Origin of the sequence: Vibrio jasicida 090810c (assembly GCF_002887615.1) — a bacterium.
GTDB lineage: Bacteria > Pseudomonadota > Gammaproteobacteria > Enterobacterales > Vibrionaceae > Vibrio > Vibrio jasicida.
In genome coordinates this window covers 1,350,109-1,366,383 of sequence record NZ_CP025793.1, presented here as the reverse complement: position 1 = coordinate 1,366,383, position 16,275 = coordinate 1,350,109, and the positions used below count along the sequence as shown (strand labels likewise).

Annotated in this window: 12 protein-coding genes and 1 pseudogene; 6 read left to right on the top strand and 7 right to left on the bottom strand. The window is 41.6% G+C overall.

The window, feature by feature from the left end:
• Window positions 1-433 precede the first annotated feature (433 nt).
• The gene (locus tag C1S73_RS23620; protein ID WP_038870735.1) at window positions 434-2,605 is read right to left on the bottom strand and encodes a TonB-dependent hemoglobin/transferrin/lactoferrin family receptor; all 2,172 of its coding nucleotides are present in this window, start codon (window positions 2,603-2,605) and stop codon (window positions 434-436) included.
• Window positions 2,606-2,840: 235 nt separating this feature from the next.
• Between C1S73_RS23620 and C1S73_RS23615 the strand changes: the two genes are divergently transcribed.
• Complete coding sequence (locus tag C1S73_RS23615; RefSeq protein ID WP_038870733.1) at window positions 2,841-3,728, top strand: LysR substrate-binding domain-containing protein; 888 nt, start codon at window positions 2,841-2,843, stop codon at window positions 3,726-3,728.
• 156 nt (window positions 3,729-3,884) lie between these two features.
• Here the strand turns inward: C1S73_RS23615 and C1S73_RS23610 are convergent, their stop codons facing one another.
• Window positions 3,885-6,518, bottom strand: a complete 2,634-nt coding sequence (locus C1S73_RS23610; protein ID WP_038870731.1) for a bifunctional acetate--CoA ligase family protein/GNAT family N-acetyltransferase — start codon at window positions 6,516-6,518, stop codon at window positions 3,885-3,887.
• A 236-nt stretch (window positions 6,519-6,754) separates the two neighbouring features.
• Between C1S73_RS23610 and C1S73_RS23605 the strand changes: the two genes are divergently transcribed.
• The 5 genes and pseudogenes from C1S73_RS23605 to C1S73_RS23585 form a co-directional block, all read left to right on the top strand.
• On the top strand, window positions 6,755-7,324 hold the full coding sequence (locus C1S73_RS23605) for an SPOR domain-containing protein (RefSeq protein ID WP_038870728.1): 570 nt from the start codon (window positions 6,755-6,757) through the stop codon (window positions 7,322-7,324).
• 151 nt (window positions 7,325-7,475) lie between these two features.
• Window positions 7,476-8,465 carry a D-alanine--D-alanine ligase gene (locus C1S73_RS23600; RefSeq protein ID WP_038870726.1) on the top strand — a complete coding sequence of 330 codons (990 nt, stop codon included), beginning with the start codon at window positions 7,476-7,478 and terminating at the stop codon, window positions 8,463-8,465.
• A gap of 128 nt (window positions 8,466-8,593) precedes the next feature.
• On the top strand, window positions 8,594-8,977 hold the full coding sequence (locus tag C1S73_RS23595; protein WP_038870724.1) for a DUF3319 domain-containing protein: 384 nt from the start codon (window positions 8,594-8,596) through the stop codon (window positions 8,975-8,977).
• Window positions 8,978-8,981: 4 nt separating this feature from the next.
• Window positions 8,982-9,293 (top strand): stress response translation initiation inhibitor YciH, encoded by a 312-nt coding sequence (gene yciH / locus C1S73_RS23590; RefSeq protein WP_038870723.1) that lies wholly within the window; start codon window positions 8,982-8,984, stop codon window positions 9,291-9,293.
• Window positions 9,294-9,736: 443 nt separating this feature from the next.
• Window positions 9,737-10,066: pseudogene (locus tag C1S73_RS23585) on the top strand (phage protein); the annotation flags it as partial.
• Between the two features lie 22 nt (window positions 10,067-10,088).
• On the opposite strand, the gene C1S73_RS23580 reads toward C1S73_RS23585, so the two are convergent.
• From C1S73_RS23580 to C1S73_RS23560, 5 genes are all read right to left on the bottom strand, one after another.
• The gene (locus tag C1S73_RS23580; RefSeq protein ID WP_038870721.1) at window positions 10,089-11,630 is read right to left on the bottom strand and encodes a hypothetical protein; all 1,542 of its coding nucleotides are present in this window, start codon (window positions 11,628-11,630) and stop codon (window positions 10,089-10,091) included.
• 583 nt (window positions 11,631-12,213) lie between these two features.
• Window positions 12,214-12,933 carry a hypothetical protein gene (locus tag C1S73_RS23575; protein WP_038870719.1) on the bottom strand — a complete coding sequence of 240 codons (720 nt, stop codon included), beginning with the start codon at window positions 12,931-12,933 and terminating at the stop codon, window positions 12,214-12,216.
• 1,078 nt (window positions 12,934-14,011) lie between these two features.
• On the bottom strand, window positions 14,012-14,167 hold the full coding sequence (locus C1S73_RS23570) for a YoaH family protein (RefSeq protein WP_080774323.1): 156 nt from the start codon (window positions 14,165-14,167) through the stop codon (window positions 14,012-14,014).
• Between the two features lie 42 nt (window positions 14,168-14,209).
• Complete coding sequence (locus tag C1S73_RS23565; protein ID WP_038870716.1) at window positions 14,210-15,331, bottom strand: conjugal transfer protein TraF; 1,122 nt, start codon at window positions 15,329-15,331, stop codon at window positions 14,210-14,212.
• 59 nt (window positions 15,332-15,390) lie between these two features.
• Entirely contained in the window at window positions 15,391-16,272 is an 882-nt protein-coding gene (locus tag C1S73_RS23560) for a DUF2861 family protein (protein WP_038870714.1), read from the bottom strand.
• Window positions 16,273-16,275: the final 3 nt, after the last annotated feature.

The window sequence follows — 16,275 nt, the reverse complement described above, 5'->3', positions numbered from 1 at the left end:
CACCTTTTTTGATCTAAATCGGAAAAAATCGTAAATTTGTGGTTAAAAGGTAGCACGTAATTATAGAAGTGCTAAACTATGCCCGACTCTTAATTTAGGTCGTAAATTTTCTTTAAACTATTCGGGGTAGTTCATGGAACTTGGTTTAATCATCGCATTCATCGTTGCTGCAGCAGTTATGGTGAAGAAAGAGATGGCAAAACAATAATCTTTCATTTTTCATTCTTTTCTTAACATTTTAGAAATGAAAGTACTGGTAAAAAGTCAGCATAATGCTGGCTTTTTTGTTTTTGTAGTGCGGAAGAAATGTTTTACTTAGAAAAGTCTGTAAAGCATCAAAAATGCGTTAAACCTACAGCTTTTAAGAGTTTACATAGAATAAAAAAGCGCCTGACACTGTCAGGCGCTTTTCATTATATCGCTAAAAAGTAAATTAGAATTGGTAGTCTACAGATACACCCCAGTTACGGCCAGGTTGGCTGTAAAAATCGGTGTTGTCGGTGTTATCAAGCCCGCGAACGTCTTGGTATGTCCAATATTTCTTGTCGAACGCATTGAACAAACCAGCCGATACTGTCAGGTCTTTCACTGGCATGTAGTAAGCGGTAATGTCCATTACACCGTAACCTGATGAATCGATTTGGTCTTCATCAGACCAGTCGTCTTTCTTCGCCGCAAGTTTTAGTGAGGCTAGTGCACCAAAGTTGTGCTCAACATTGTCGTAGCCTAAGCCAATGACTGATGAAAGCGGTGCTACAGAATCAAGAGGTTTACCTGTCGACTTGTCTTCGCTGTCTAGGTAAGTCACAGACAGTTTAGTGTACATACCTTTAGGCGCTGAGAAGCTTTCATCTAGCAGTAGAGTTGAACTAAATTCCACACCAGAAATATCCACCTCGTCACGGTTTACGATGGTGATACGATCTTTGTTTGGGTCGATGCTTGGCAGGTCTTCAGCGTCAATAAAGTCTTTGTATTGCGTGATAAAACCGGTCAATTCAAACTGAGCAAAGTCGTTTTGACCTCGGAAACCGATCTCGTATGAAAGGCTCTTTTCCGCTTCTAGATCTGGGTTTGGAACGAATTCAGCACCCGTGTCGTATTCGTAGTAAAGCTGCTCGACCGTTGGCGCTTTAAAGCCTTGGCTGATTTGAGCAAATGTACTTAGCTTATCGTTAATGTGATATACCGCACCCAGTTTACCCGTCCAAGCATCGTTGCTGTTTTTCTTACGTTCAGTTGTGAAGCCTTCATCTGAAGAAGGGTCAGCTTCAAATGAGTCATAACGAATACCAGCGTTAAGAACAAGCGTATCTTCTAGTAAGAATGCGTTGTTTTGAAGGAAAACGCCCCATTCAGTTACTGTTGCGTCTGGGATAGTGGTTGAACCAGGTTTTGTTGTGCCATTGTCATGGAAGATATCAACGTTAGTCAGCTGAAAATCAGTGTGTACAGAGTTCAAACCGTAGGTTAGCTCATGAATAGCATTGTCCGTGGTAATCACTTTATCGAACTGGGCATCAAACTGGAGTGATTTATCTTCAGCTTGGCGCAGGCGAGTTCGGTCACCTTCGTAACCAATGTAGCCTAAATGATCAGTCACGTTAGAGAAGTTAGAGTTTTCGCTTTCTGTAACCTGATAGTTCAAGTCTAGCTTCATTCCGTCGAAGGCTGGGTTAGCTTTCGTTAACTCGTAGTTAATGCCGTAGCGCGTACGTGTCGTCTCATCACTGCTTTTTGCATCAGCATAAGTGACACCAGGCATAGGGCCAAAGTTTAGTGTGTAGTTACCACTGCGATTGTTTTCATCGTACTGGTAATTGTAACGCTCAAAGACGACACCAATTTTGTTCGTATCATTTAGTGTGTAGTAGGCTTTAGCAAGAATGTTGTTTAGGTCTTTGTCTGCAGGGTTTTCTAATCCGCGATCACTACCATCAATATCAGAACCGTCACCGTAAGTTTGTCGCTCGCTACCGGTAGCGTATGTACCCATTAATAGCGTTTCAAGGTTACCTTGGCGCATTGCCCAAGTTAATGTGTTCTTGAATTGCTCATCAACAGAGTAGTAGCTTGATTTAATACCAAAACGGTTTTCATCACCGTCTGTTTTCAAAACGTCTGATGGATCTTTCGTCTTTAGAACAACCACGCCACCCATTGCATCTGAACCGTAAAGGGTTGAAGATGGGCCTTTGTTGATCTCGATACTTGTGAGTGTATCAAGCTCAATCGCGTTTGGATAAATAGCTTGTACAGCACCACCACCTGGGTTGAATGGAGTGGCTTGCTGAACACCATCAACAACGATTTTAACTCGATCGCCTTCCATGCCTCGAATGTTAAAGCCAGAGATGCCAAAGCGACCTGAAGTGGTAGCTTCAACGCCCGGAGTGTATTGAACTGCATCATACAGATCTTTAGAAAGAGAGCGCTCGATATCTTGAGAAGATACCGATTCAACAGAAGCTGAAACATCATTGATGTTTTGCTCTGTACGGGTAGCGGATACAACCACTTCATTAAATGTTGAAGTATCATCTGCGTAAGCACCTTGAGAAACGGCAACTAGAATAGAGGCTGACAAAATTGATTTTTTATACATTGGCTTCAATACCTTAAATCCATAATAGGCAATAACAACGTGCGGTATCTTAGTTTATCTAAATGGTAATTACTATCATTACCATTGCTATTTAATATTGTTTTTGTCAAAAGTAATTTGTGCTACGCCAAAGGTAGTCTTTAATTATCAATCTGTTATATTGTTTAAAGTCATTTTTTAACATGGTATTTCAAATGCCACTACTGTGATTAAAATCACATAAAAGGAAGTTCATGTGCAAAGCCCAATCACTTTAGAAGCACTTCATATCCTCGATGCGATTGATAGAAGGGGGAGTTTTGCTGCCGCTGCGAACGAGCTGGAACGAGCTCCTTCTTCTCTCAGTTACCAGATCCAAAAGCTTGAACAAGACCTTGATATCATCATCTTCGATCGTTCAGGGCACAAAGCACATTTTACAGAAGCCGGGAAACTGATCCTTGAAAGTGGTAGAGCAATTCTTCAAGCAAGTGAAAAGTTAGTAAATGATGCGACCTTGCTGGCTAACGGGTGGGAGTTAGACATTACTGTCGCTTTTGATGGCATCATTCCCATTTCCAATTTTTTCCCGATGGTGGATGCTTTGGCCAATGTGAGTAGTACGAGAGTGCGCTTGCAAGAAGAGATACTTGCGGGTAGTTGGGAATCATTAAATACAGGCAGAGCTGATCTATTAGTGTGCCCAGCACTTGATACACTTCCTCATGATGTGAAAGCGGAAAAGATCGGTAAAATGAGCATGGTTTGGGTTGCCGCGGCTGATCATTACGTACATAAGCGCAATGGCGATTTCGATGATACGGCGAGAGAAAAGTACCGAGTGATAGCAATCGCCGATACGGCAAGAGAGCAACCAGCGCTGTCTATCAATGTTATGCAAAAGCAGCCCAGACTGACAGTGACAAACTTTCCTGCAAAAGTAGAAGCATTGGCTTCTGGACTGGGTATAGGGACGCTTCCCAGTCAAGTCGCACAGAGTATGATTGAGAGTGGGCAACTAAAACGTATCGAAGGTACTGAAGAGCAACCCATCGAGATAATCCTTGCTTGGCGCAGAAACGCCATGGGAGAAGCGAAGTCATGGTGCGTTCAGTATTTGAAGAAAAACTGGAAATTAAAGTGACCTTGTCACGCTTGTGGCTAATAACGCAGACGCTTAGAAATCAATAGGGACGCGCACAACGTCCCTTGTTTTTTCTGTCGGGTTCGAGGGTTGCTGTGCATATACTCTATCCGCTGTGACAACTTTGAGCTCTTAAACCACATTGGCATAGCAAGGCTAATTTAACGGCAAAACCATATCTGCGGTGCCATCAGCAAACTGAACATCAAGTTCGAAGCCTAAACTTTGTGCTAGAGAAAGCATGCCTCGGTTAGTCGGCATTGTCATTCCGGACATCTGTTTGGTCCCTTTGACTTGACAATAACTAATGATTTTCTGCATCAGAACTTTACCGAGCCCTTTACCTTTCAAGTCAGACCGAACCAATATTGCAAACTCAGCATCGCTATTGTCAGGTGTAATCAACGCTCTTGCTACACCGATGATAGAAGGTCCATTCTCATCAAAAGCAACAGCAACAAACGCCATTTCACGGTCGTAATCAATCTGAGTTAGATTCGCAAGCGCTTCATGATTAAACTCGCCAACGTCCGAGAAGAAGCGATTGTACAAGTCTTCCTTTGACACACTATTAATAAACTGTGCATGGATGGGTTCATCTTCTGGCAAGATTGGGCGAAGTAAGATTGGTTGCCCATCTCTTAACGTAACGGTTTCCACAAACTCTGCAGGGAAAGGGCGGATAGCCAAACGTTCTTGAGCATCCCCTTGGTACTTCCTGAGCGTTAAGTCGGCATCAATGATGGTAAAATCACTACCTGATGCAAGTACTGGATGAATATCCAGTCTTTCTATTTCAGGTAGCTCAACCGCCATTTGTGAGATTCGAACTAGGAATTTAGACAACTCGGTAATGTCGATGGCATCTTTGTGTTTTTGTAATCGTATTTTGCCAGATTTGAGTGCTATCACGATTAAGTAGCGTGCCAAATTCATATTTAGAGGAGGCAAAGCGGCAACAGCATCTTGGGTGATGTTCCAATCTGAACCGCCTTGACCAAGCAGAATTACGGGCCCAAATACGCTGTCTACTACAATACTTACCCGCAGTTCTTCCGCACTACCAAGCTTAGCCATGCCTTGTACGAGAAGACCCTGAAGGTTTGCAGATGGATAACTCAGTTTCGCTGTATCAAGGATTGCTTGTGCTGCACTTGATACTTCTTGGCTGTTCCTTAGGTTCAACGCAACGCCATGAACATCAGATTTATGAGGAATGTCGGGAGAACGCAGTTTTACTGCTACTGGATACCCAATATTTTCTGCCATATGAAGCGCTTCTGTTACATCAGAGGCAATCCAAGTCGGTAGCATCTTAAAGCCAAACTGTTCGAATAATGGACTTGTCTGGTGCGTATCGAGAACTACTGATTTTTTATCCAGTAGTTGGTCATTAACCCAATCACGGGCAAGATTGACGCTGCCTGAGTGCAGTGGTTCTGCTGTCGTTGGTGTTTCCATCAGCTGTTTTTGGTTGCGTCTGTACTCGACTAAGTGCATGTATGCGACGACCGCACTCTCAGGTGTACGGTAGGTGGGAATACCGGCCTGAGTAAACGCCAAACGTGCTTCTCTAGAGGTTTGTTCGCCAGACCAATTTGTCAGGATATTGAAATGCTTGTGCCTTGGGTGTGCTTGAATCGCTTCAATAACGGCATTCGCGGTATCCAATGAATCTGATACCGCTGAAGGGCTGTGCATGATCAAGATTGCATCAGTACAATCATTATTCATGATGGCATTGATCGTATCGACATAACGCTTTTTCGTCGCGTCTCCAGCTAAGTCGATAGGGTTGATTCCTCGCCAATTGCTGGGCAAAGCGGCTTGTAATTGGTTGATTGAATCTTCATCAAGAGAGGCGAGTTTTCCCCCTAGTTCTAGTAACGTGTCAACGGCCATCACTGCGGGCCCGCCACCATTCGTCACAATGGCGAGGCGCTCTCCGCGAAGTGGCACCGAATGAGTGAGCGTCTCTACAGCTGCAAACAATTCATGTGTATTGCCAACGCGCAACATACCAGTTCTACGTATCGCAGAATCATAAATGATATCTAACGCATCGATGCTTTCTTCATCTAAAGAGCGAGCTTGTTTAGAGCGGCCAGCTTTTAAGACCAAAATTCTTCGGTTACGTGAGGCAGCTCGAGCAGCGGACATGAAACGTCGAGCATCTTTAATTGAATCAACGTAGAGCAAGATTGCCTCGGTTTTTCCATCCATACTTAAATAGTCGAGAAGTTCCGCAAAATCGATGTCTTGACCTTGTCCAATAGAAATGAAGGAAGAAAAACCGATGTTCTTGTCGTTGGCCCAATCAAGAACGGTTGTACATACTGCTGCCGACTGTGAAATAAAAGCTATCTTTCCTGGTCGTGCAGCAACGGGAGAAAAAGAGCAATTGAAGTTATGCCAAGGCAGAATAATGCCAAGACTATTTGGACCTAAAACACGAATATTCAGCTCTGAAATATCGATGCTTTCAGCGTCGTCAGAAATAACAATAGCGAATGCAGTACCACGAGCATCAAGGTCTTTTAAAAGCTGTTTATTACGAGAAACGTTTGTACAGAGGATCGCGATATCAGGTGTATAGGGTAGGGAAGCTACGTTCGGATAAGCAATGACACCAGATACCGACTTGTATTTTGGTGTGACTGGCATTATGGCACCGCCAAAACCACTTTGGAGTAAATTACGCATCACAATTTGCCCAGCTCGCAGCTCTTTTTGTGATGCGCCGACCACTGCAACAGAATTCGGTTTGAAGAGTTTTTGTAGTTTGTTCATTGTTACTCCTTGGCCATAGACGTCGAAAGCGAGTGGTTAGTCCTTATACAATCATAAACGAATAACTTTCTGTTTAAATATGAATAAGCCAGACATTGGTGCAAATCTAAACCATGCTTGTAGAGTTTGTGTCACTCATCACATCAAATTCAAAGATTATTGTGTTTGGTGCTTGATAAAATAGCCTGCTATCGGCATGATTTATCGTAATATTTGTTCAGAGCGTTTGTTACTTCATGAAAAAAATCGCAATCATCGGCTTGTCAGTACTACTTTCTGCTTGTGCCTCGGAAACTTACATCACTGACGTGACATCAGAAAGTTACCAAGAAGACTACCAATCTCAGGCTGTCTCTAAGCCAATTATGTCTTCTGAAAACGCAGTGGTAGAAAAAGACGTAGAGCCTACCGTTGTCAAAATGACTGCGAAGCCAGAAGAGAAGAAGGTGGTTAAATTAACCCCTAAAGATCAAGCGAAGCCAGTTAAGATCATTCCACCAAGTAAAAAGCAAGCGAGCATTCAACGCTTTGGTTACACCATCCAAGTTGTTGCCGTCGGCAGCCAAGCGAAAGTAGACCAATTCGCGAGCAAGCTTCCACAGAACAGCCAACCTATTTGGGAAAACTACAAAGTAGTCAATGGCACTAAGTGGTTCTCAGTGCTTTACGGCGATTACGCAACTAGCGCTGAAGCACAACAAGCAATATCGACGCTTCCTGGGCATTTTCAGCAGTTGAAGCCATTTGTTAAGAGTATCGATGCCATTAAAAACTCGGCATACCCAACACTTAATAAACTCAACTAATAACACAAAAAGAAGGGAGCAAATTGCTCCCTTCTTTCTTTGGTTAAATCCTATTCGAACAGCATTCTTCACAGTAAAATTACTGTACGTAGCTAACCAAAAGTTTATCATACTGAATAGTATCTTTTTAAAATCACGGAAAGATTGATTCATGATTAAAAATATTCTTCTTTTATGCGGTGGTTGTTCATCGGAACACGAGATCTCATTATTGTCTGCAAACTTCGTCGAGCAGCAATTAAATTTGATTGAAAACGTTAAAGTAACGCGCGTAGAAATCAAAAATGAAGGTTGGGTAACAAACCAAAATGAGTTGGTTTACCTAGACTTGAACACAAAACAACTTTGTTCAGATACTTCGAGTTTAGCCGTCGATTTTATCGTTCCTTGTATTCATGGTTTCCCTGGTGAAACTGGCGATATTCAGTCCATGTTTGAAATCGCAGGCATTCCATACCTTGGTTGCGGTCCTGAGGCGAGCAGCAACAGCTTCAATAAGATCACATCGAAGCTTTGGTACGATGCAATTGGTATCCCAAACACTCCATACTTATTTCTGACTCGTAATGATGAATACGCCCACGAGCAAGCGCAACAAGCATTTGATAAATGGGAAAAAGTGTTTGTCAAAGCCGCTCGTCAAGGTTCTTCTGTTGGGTGTTACAGTGTCACCGAAAAGTCAGAATTGCGACAATCAGTCAATGATGCCTTCGGTTTTTCTGAGCAGGTGTTGATTGAAAAGTCAGTGAAACCACGTGAGCTTGAAGTCGCAGCTTATGAGATGGGTGGCCAACTGTACATTACCAAACCCGGTGAGGTAATCGCGCCTGATGGTGCCTTCTATTCTTACGATGAGAAGTACAGCAGTGCGAGTCATTCGCTGACAGAAGTTGAAGCAAAGAACTTAACAGAAGAGCAGGTGGATGCGATTCTTGAAGCTTCACAGACAGTCTTTAAGCAAATGAATCTTCGTCATTTATCGCGTATCGATTTCTTCTTAACAGAAGACAACGAAATCTATTTGAATGAGGTAAATACTTTCCCAGGTATGACGCCGATCTCGATGTTCCCTAAAATGCTGCAAAATAATGGTCATCAGTTCCACGAATTTTTAGCTGATTGTATTAATACTGCAAGCTAACTAACGTTACCGTCATTCGTTTTGTGGTAGAAATAAGAATAACCGAACTTTTGTAAGGCATTAGTGTTTGAATATTGTTCGGTTATAATTATGATTGTATCAAAGCATTAGATAGATGGCTCAGTGGTATGGCAATTTCAAATTATAGAGGTTTTAACCTGCAATCAGGCGGATCCGATGGTAGCGTTTGGAAGGTTAAAATCAAAAACCACGTTTTACAAGGCAGTTTAACGGCGGTAAAAAAGAGCATTGATTGGTGGTGTGATACCGCGTCTATTATCGATCCCAAAGAGTTTTCTTCTTTAGGTCAACGAACGCAAAGCACCGGCAACCCTCAATCTGAAGTATTTAATGGCTACACGATAAAGAACGATACAGGAGAGCCAAATGCTTGGTACTGTATGTTCAATGGCAAGTTGATAAAAGGTGCGAAAGCCGCAATTCAACGTCATATCGAAGCGTATTTAGTTGCAAAGCAAAAAGCGATGCAAGCACAACAGCAAAAGAAATAAGAGTATGTCTCTCGTATATTCAACAGAAACTGGTCGAATCAAACCTGAAGAAGAAAAAGTCGAACGTCCTAAAGGCGACGGTGTTGTTCGTATTCAACGACAAACTAAAGGTCGCAAAGGAAAAGGCGTTTGTATCGTCACAGGTTTGGATTTAGATGACGCTCCGCTAAAGTTGTTAGCCGCAGAACTGAAAAAAGTGTGTGGCTGCGGTGGTTCAGTAAAAGATGGAACCATTGAAATTCAAGGTGATGCTCGTGATAAAATCAAAGCTCATCTTGAAAAGAAAGGCATGACAGTTAAGTTGGCCGGCGGTTAATTTAAACTAAGCAAAAGATTTTAAAGAGCGTCTCAAACAGACGCTCTTTTTGTATCTGTGGTTGGTGTCCGCAAAAGTTGTAATGCATATCAAAGAACAAGCAACGATTAGTAAGCTAAAAGACAAACGAGCTAATAGCAGAGCGAGCAATCGTAGATTGATAGATCCATATTAGCTATTTTATGGTAAATCACCATTATGTTTAATGAACCTAACAAACGATGTCTGAATTTGAAATCTGAGAGGGATAGGAGACCCATGTAGAGAAGATTTGGCGTAAGTTCACATTGTATTTAACATAACACATATAATGCGCACTGTAATTGTAGGCGCAAAGTTGTAATGTCACTATTTACCAAAGTTAAAATGTCCTCCTAAGATTAACAACATTGTTTGCTTTTGAGGCTTTAACCGATGTTGATTAACAAATATATTAAAGCTGTCACGCAACTAAGCCAACTGTTGCCCGTTGGCTTGATGGCGCTATGCCTGTTAATCCGATGGTAGAAAAACTTCTGCTGATTAAATCACTTGGTTACTTGCCTAATGATATACGTTGGTCTGGTTTTCGTGTTTGTGAGAAACGTGCCATCATTATCACAGCTTCTGGTCGTGAGTTCAGCCCTAAAGAATTGGAAAGCTTTGTGTTCTGGCGTGACGAACATCGTCAGTTTGTAGAGAAATTTGGGCATATTGACCAGGCCAAGGTCTATCCTGCTAAAGAAAACGTCTTACCGTTTAAAGGCGGCCGTCGAATGAAAGCCGCCGAATGAATAGCAAAAATAAGCTTTAAGTTTATGCTGTTGCTTTTGCTTGCTCTGTTGTTCCAGTTTCTGATGCTTTTTCAGCTTGCTGTGCTTCAGTGTCTGCTGTAGACGCTGCCAAATGACTTTCCAAAGTTTTCTCAGTTTCTTGCGCTTTAGTAGCTAACCTTTCCTTTTCTCTGGCATTTAGGTGGTTGAGCAATTGACTTAGCATAGGCACATTGCCAAGTTTGCCAAGAGCATCGGTTAGCTTTGAACTTTTATCTATTGCATCTAAAATTGGATGATCAGAATTGTTGTAATCTGATATAAGCTTGCCGGGGTTTTCACTGTTTACATTTAGTAAGTTAAACAATAGCTTAGTCCTAAGTTCTTCACTTGCTGAGTCTTTTCCAATGCTAGCTATCTGCGTCGACAAACCTTCAAAGGTTCGACTTGATACCTCTTTGTGAGTGTACTCTTCAATTAAACGCTTACTTAACTTGTAACTTTTGTTTGAAGAATAAGCTACCCAGAGTATGGGCGCGTACACAGGTAACATTATAGAAAACAACATAGGTGCATCTTCAATTACGGTGTCAAAATTCTCTCTTAATATGAATATTCGAGCAGCCACAAATGCAAATGGGAGCAACGAGCAAGCAACAAGAGCCATTATCGACTTGTTGAACGACGACTCATGTTTTTTAAGCTCTTCTTTTTCAATTTTAATTTTATCTATATAAGCTCCTGAAAGACCAGCAGTCAAAGCGGATGGAAGTAACGAGTTTATTTTAGCAACAATTGCGTGGTATTTCGTTTCAGAGTCATTTTTAAAGTTTGAAAGGCTTTCTGCATAGTTGGTTTCAATCTCACTTAGTATGGTCTGCTGCGTTTTCGATGCTTTTGCTACCTCTTTATTAAAATTATTCAGATCTTCTTTTAATTTTGTGTAACTAGTATCTAGCTCTTCTTTCAAACCACCGACAACAACTTCTTCGCCGTCATCTGAATGAACATAACCAAAGATTTCTTCGTGTATGGCTTTAATACTTTTCTGTTGAGCCAGTGCACCAGTAAGTAAATTACTAATTCTCTTATTTGAACTTTCTGATTCCGTCAACTGGTCTTGGATTTGATCTATACTTTCTTGTAAAGAATCTTTTTGACTAGTAAAAGTTATAAGCTCTTCGTGCATTTCTTCGATTTTATCTTGTTGCTGAACAAGATTTTGGAGCTTTTGCTTTTGTTCTAGAAATACCTCTTCGGATTCACTTCTCTGCGTGTCAATGCCTTGTTTGGCTTGGTTAACTTCATCTTGCGCTTTCTCAATTGCAGATTTGGCTTCTTCTATAGAAGTAACTATAAGCTCAACCTCTTTTGAACGTTCATTTGCGCGGTTTCTATATCTACTAATATTCCTACTGTCATTAACTATCTCTTGATAGAGTTCTGGAGCACTTTTTCCGAGTTCACTTAAGCTCTGCGACTGCTCATAGAGTTGTGTTTTTATGGCGCTAATTGCTTTCCACAAATGCTCTTTTTCTTCATCAATCTTTTTATATATTTTTTTTTCTGAATCAAATAACACCATAAGTGTTCCTATACTCGACTAAATTCTATATGTGAGGTGTGTTTTATAAAAACAACTGGATTAACTGCCGTAAATCCAGCTAAATTATATGCATATTAATATCGGTGAATAGCAACAAGATCAAAATAAGGTCAATTAAACTTGAGCTGGCACAACCAAAAAGCCGAACCCCATCGCTAAGGTTCGGCTTTTCTGTAGGCTTCTTGATTTTGGTGGACGTTGATGAAAACGAATTGGAGGCCTGTCGAGGTCAATCGACTTGCCAAATGTATTGGCTCCCTGCCCGCTGTGTAAATCGTCATTAGTGTGGGGTCGAGTTTAATCCTTTATGCGCCAACATTACGCGAAGCTTTTAGAACCAATACGCTTTCTCGAACGTCTTGCAGTCCTTTGATGAGTAACAATCTGGTATTTCAGATTCATCCCCATCAGCGCAAACATCACAAGTGAATAAGACTATAACTTGGGTTAGTTGTACCCAAGCACCCTATACTTCTATATGGTTTTGGCGATTTACTACGGATAGTGAATTACCAATATAAGCTATTCATCCTAGAGTGACTTGCCTTAAAAACAAAAAGGTTTAACTGTTTTCAGTTTCAAACAATGTTTTTGCCAATCCTGTGGCGACATGACTATCACGATGCGTAGTTTTGTTTTTCCAGTTCGAATTGTCATTCAAGAAATAGTTGTTATGGAACGCGAATAGAGCACGTTCTACCATTGAAGGAGTATTCTCTCCGAACTCTTCCATTGCCTTCTTTCTAAATGCGGTCACTAACTGCTCATTGGTGTATGCTTTTTCGAGTTGCTGCGTTGTTGTAAATCCAAGGGCACCGGAAATCTTGGAATCTACGATCATTAAAGGGAACGCACTGTCGTGGCTCCAAAAATAAGCATGCTTAGTTGCGAACGATTTGCCAATTCCGTCGAGCTTACAGAACTCATCTATGCACTTGATATTGCCATCGACTGCGAGTTGGACCCCAAGCATGTACTGTTCAAATGCTCTTACATCATCTTCTAGCACTTGTCGCGGGGCATCTTTCCCTTTCATTGGTACATAAAACAACCTTCCAGATGGACCACCCCAGCAATAAATGAGATCAACGATTCTAAGTATCGTTGATTTGTCGAATTGCTTTTTACTGATCATGGAAAAAATTTCGTCCATACAGGCATTTAAGTCACCATTGAAATGCATGTATTTTCTAGAGTTAACGTTGGAATAAGTTGTCTTTTTTCCTACGGTCTCATACCAGGTCGTGTACCAGAATTGATAATCGATTTCGGGAAACTTCACTGTCACTTTCCTTTTTTGGGTTACTGGTTTTGTCTGCGCCCGTAGTAACTAGTTTTACTCGGTTCTCGATACCATAGAGTTAAAAAAGCCGAACCCCATCGCCAAGGGTTCGGCTTTTTAGTTGGCTTCTCACTGATCATGGAAACGTATGTAGTAACATTTTCGAAGCCGTCTAGGTCAATAGACGTGCCTAAGGTATCGGTTCAGCGCACGTTGTGTAAATCATCATTAGTGCAGGTCTGAACTAGATCGAAAGGTTTAAGCGCTTATTAGATTCTACTTACATATTGTTTAGACACACTATACATAACTCGTCTCTCCTGCCGCTTTTATCTGGCCCTCAACACTAACGAACTAAGTATCTACCATGCAGCAAAAGGCTTAAGAATTAACTGCAAACTTTACTCATCAATAGTTCACCCCATTCAGCATCTCACTTTTACCTTATAACGTTACAGTGTAATACGTAAGTAAAATTGCGTTTATATCTCCAATGTAGGCCAGTGATCATTTTTTGAAAAAAGTTGCGCTCATTCCATCTAAATCTCACGTGAAAAACACCGTTTACTCATTCTCTTTTTCTGTTTTAAGTACGGTTTCAGATTTGGTTCGGTTTTAGTCCGCAAGTACTCACTGTTTTCATAAGTACCATTTTATATGTCTAAATTTTCTGCCAATCAAAGTGACGGCGTCTCTTTTATGTTTTTGCAGAATATTTCACTATTGGATATGGCCATTGAATTCGTTACTGTAATTAAATTACAGAACGAGGTGGGAGTGTTTTATTGCTTGAATGATTATCCTGAGTTAAGTGTTTGTATTTAAGGGATTATGTTTAACTTGCTGTGCTTGCGCAGTGTTTTTACCTGCATTTCAAAAGTGATAGTTAATGGTATCTAGTAAAATTTTACTAACTTATTATGGCAGGTGTTTCTACTCCACTTTTGAACTGCTTGGTTACGTGGTAACGTTGAATTTGTTTAAGGTAGTGTGGTGAAAAGACGGGAAGCTGTTTGATTTAGCGATATATGTGAGGGGCGTAAAAAAGCAGGGTCTGTGCCCTGCTCTTTGTAATTTCTTAGTCTTGTTTCTTCGCGGCGTATTCTGCTCGAATTTGCTGGGCTACGATCTTAATCGCTTCTGCGGTACTGGTACCCTTCTGCATTAATTCTTGAATACGTTCTACAGCTTGTTGCTGTTCTTGATGAGACAGAGGTGGTAAATCGTCAAACATAAAAAAGCTCCTCAATATGAGGAGCTGACTATAACGGCTCGCTTAGTAGGTCGCAAGGAAATTAATCGAAGCACCCATTGCGTTTTCATTGGTATATTGCGCTGCAATATCAAGTTCGATTAAGTTCAAAGGTGACAAACCAATACCCGCCGTGATCGTTCCCTCGTCACCTGAACGTGCAAGGTTTTTCATGTATCCCCCACGCAGTGCTAGCTGACGAAGTACGTCAATTTCAAAACCGGCTCGAACGATTTGCGTGTTGTCATCAAAGGTAGAGAACTTCTTCTCTTCATTCAAATCGTAGTCAACGCTGAAGCTGAAGTAATCTGCGACATATCCGGCACCTACGGTGTAGACTGGTCGCATGCTGTATTCGTAGGATTGAATGGTATCGCCGTTGTAGGTGAAAGATTTTGTTTTCACGTCGCGACCGATTAAGTTTTTCGCTGAAATACCTAAACGGTAAGGACCAAAGAACCACAATGCACCCGCATCAAGGTTAAACATGGTTTCTGCAGTTTCATTTTCACGCAAATCTTTGGTATCGAACGCAGCAAAGCTTGTTGCGTAAGAGTAAGTGTAGATGCGCTGTAGTTTTGGTGTAATACCAAACGACAAATGCTGATTCATGAAGTTGGTGTATTTAGCGAGGGAGATCCCCGCTTCTGCCACACCAATAGAGACGCCGCGCACGTAGCTATCATTTAACGGGTCACCACTTGCCGTGTCGATAGTCGGTTCAACGAAAGACTCGGTATATAGTTTTCCGTAAGCTGTTGCAGATAAGAATTTATTCGGAATACCAACGGCGACGACACCACCAAGGTCAAAATCCATCTTTTGTCCGTTAATCGCGTCTAAGGAGTTTACGATTTCTGTTGGATCGGTCAGCTTACCTATGCGTTCGATTTCGTCGATTAAACCGTCTTGATCGTTATAGTTAACGCCAAAACTTGGCACGATCATACCTGCATCATCATTACGACGGTAGATTGCCGTTAATGCCGGGTTAAAGAATGGTGCAGTTAGGTAAGAGGCTGATACGGTTCCTACTCCACCCATTGCGTCACTACGAGCTTCGATTGCGTAAGTGCCAGCAAAAGCAGCGCTAGAGCATAACGCTGCTGTGATGGTCGTGGTTAAAATTTTGAATTGTGTCTTCATACTACACTTGTTATTTCGTTCGTCCTGAACTTATATCGGCACAAGTGTAATTTCTTTAGCTATTCTTCGAGAGAAACATCATAAGTTCGGCTAATAGTTTGAGCCTGCTCAACAATAATGTCACCTTGCCAACGTCGACTGTTAATGCTCACAGCTAACACATATCGGTCATTAGGGATTCCATCTAATTCGAGAGAATTTGGGTAATTAGATTCGTATGTCTTTTTCCATACTTGGTCATATTGACCTTCGACATAATCATAAAGGCCGACTTCTAGCTGTGGTAGCGGACAATGTGGGTTCCGTAGCGCGCTCTTCTCTACCTTCCAGTTCTCTTTTGAAGTCCAACGAACATATTGTGTCGAGTTTGAATCGCCTAAAATCACCCATGTACGGTAAGTACGTTTGTCTTTTGTCGTCACTGATAAGTGATATAAGCCCGCATCCAACTTGCCTGTTAGATTGTAGCGTTTTAAAAAGCTGCGTTCATTTGCCAGTTCTGCGCCTTCCGGTTGCTCTTCAAAATTGAATGAGCTGTCTGCAGAGATGGTACTGTCGACCCAACGGCGGAAAGAGATGTCTTCAATATCCGTTGTTGCACGTAGTTTAACGACGAGTCGATAAGTATCTCTGCCTGGGCTTTGGATGGTTTGTCTAATAACGTTAATGCCGCTTATCCAATCAGGAAGCGTGACACCTGTTAATGATTTGCCGCAGTCTCTAGAAAGTGATTGTGCTAATAAATCATTGAGGTGCGGTGTGAGTTCTTTGTTTGGTTCACTTTGCCATAGTTCGACAAGGGAATTGAACATGCCACCAAGGTCATCTTCGAGCAGATGCTGGTGAGCTTGTGTCAGTGGTGTATTAGTTTGAAACCAGTCCGTAGCTTGGACTGGTTTCACTAATAGCAATGAGAGAACTACAGGAAGTAGTGTTTTCATTCT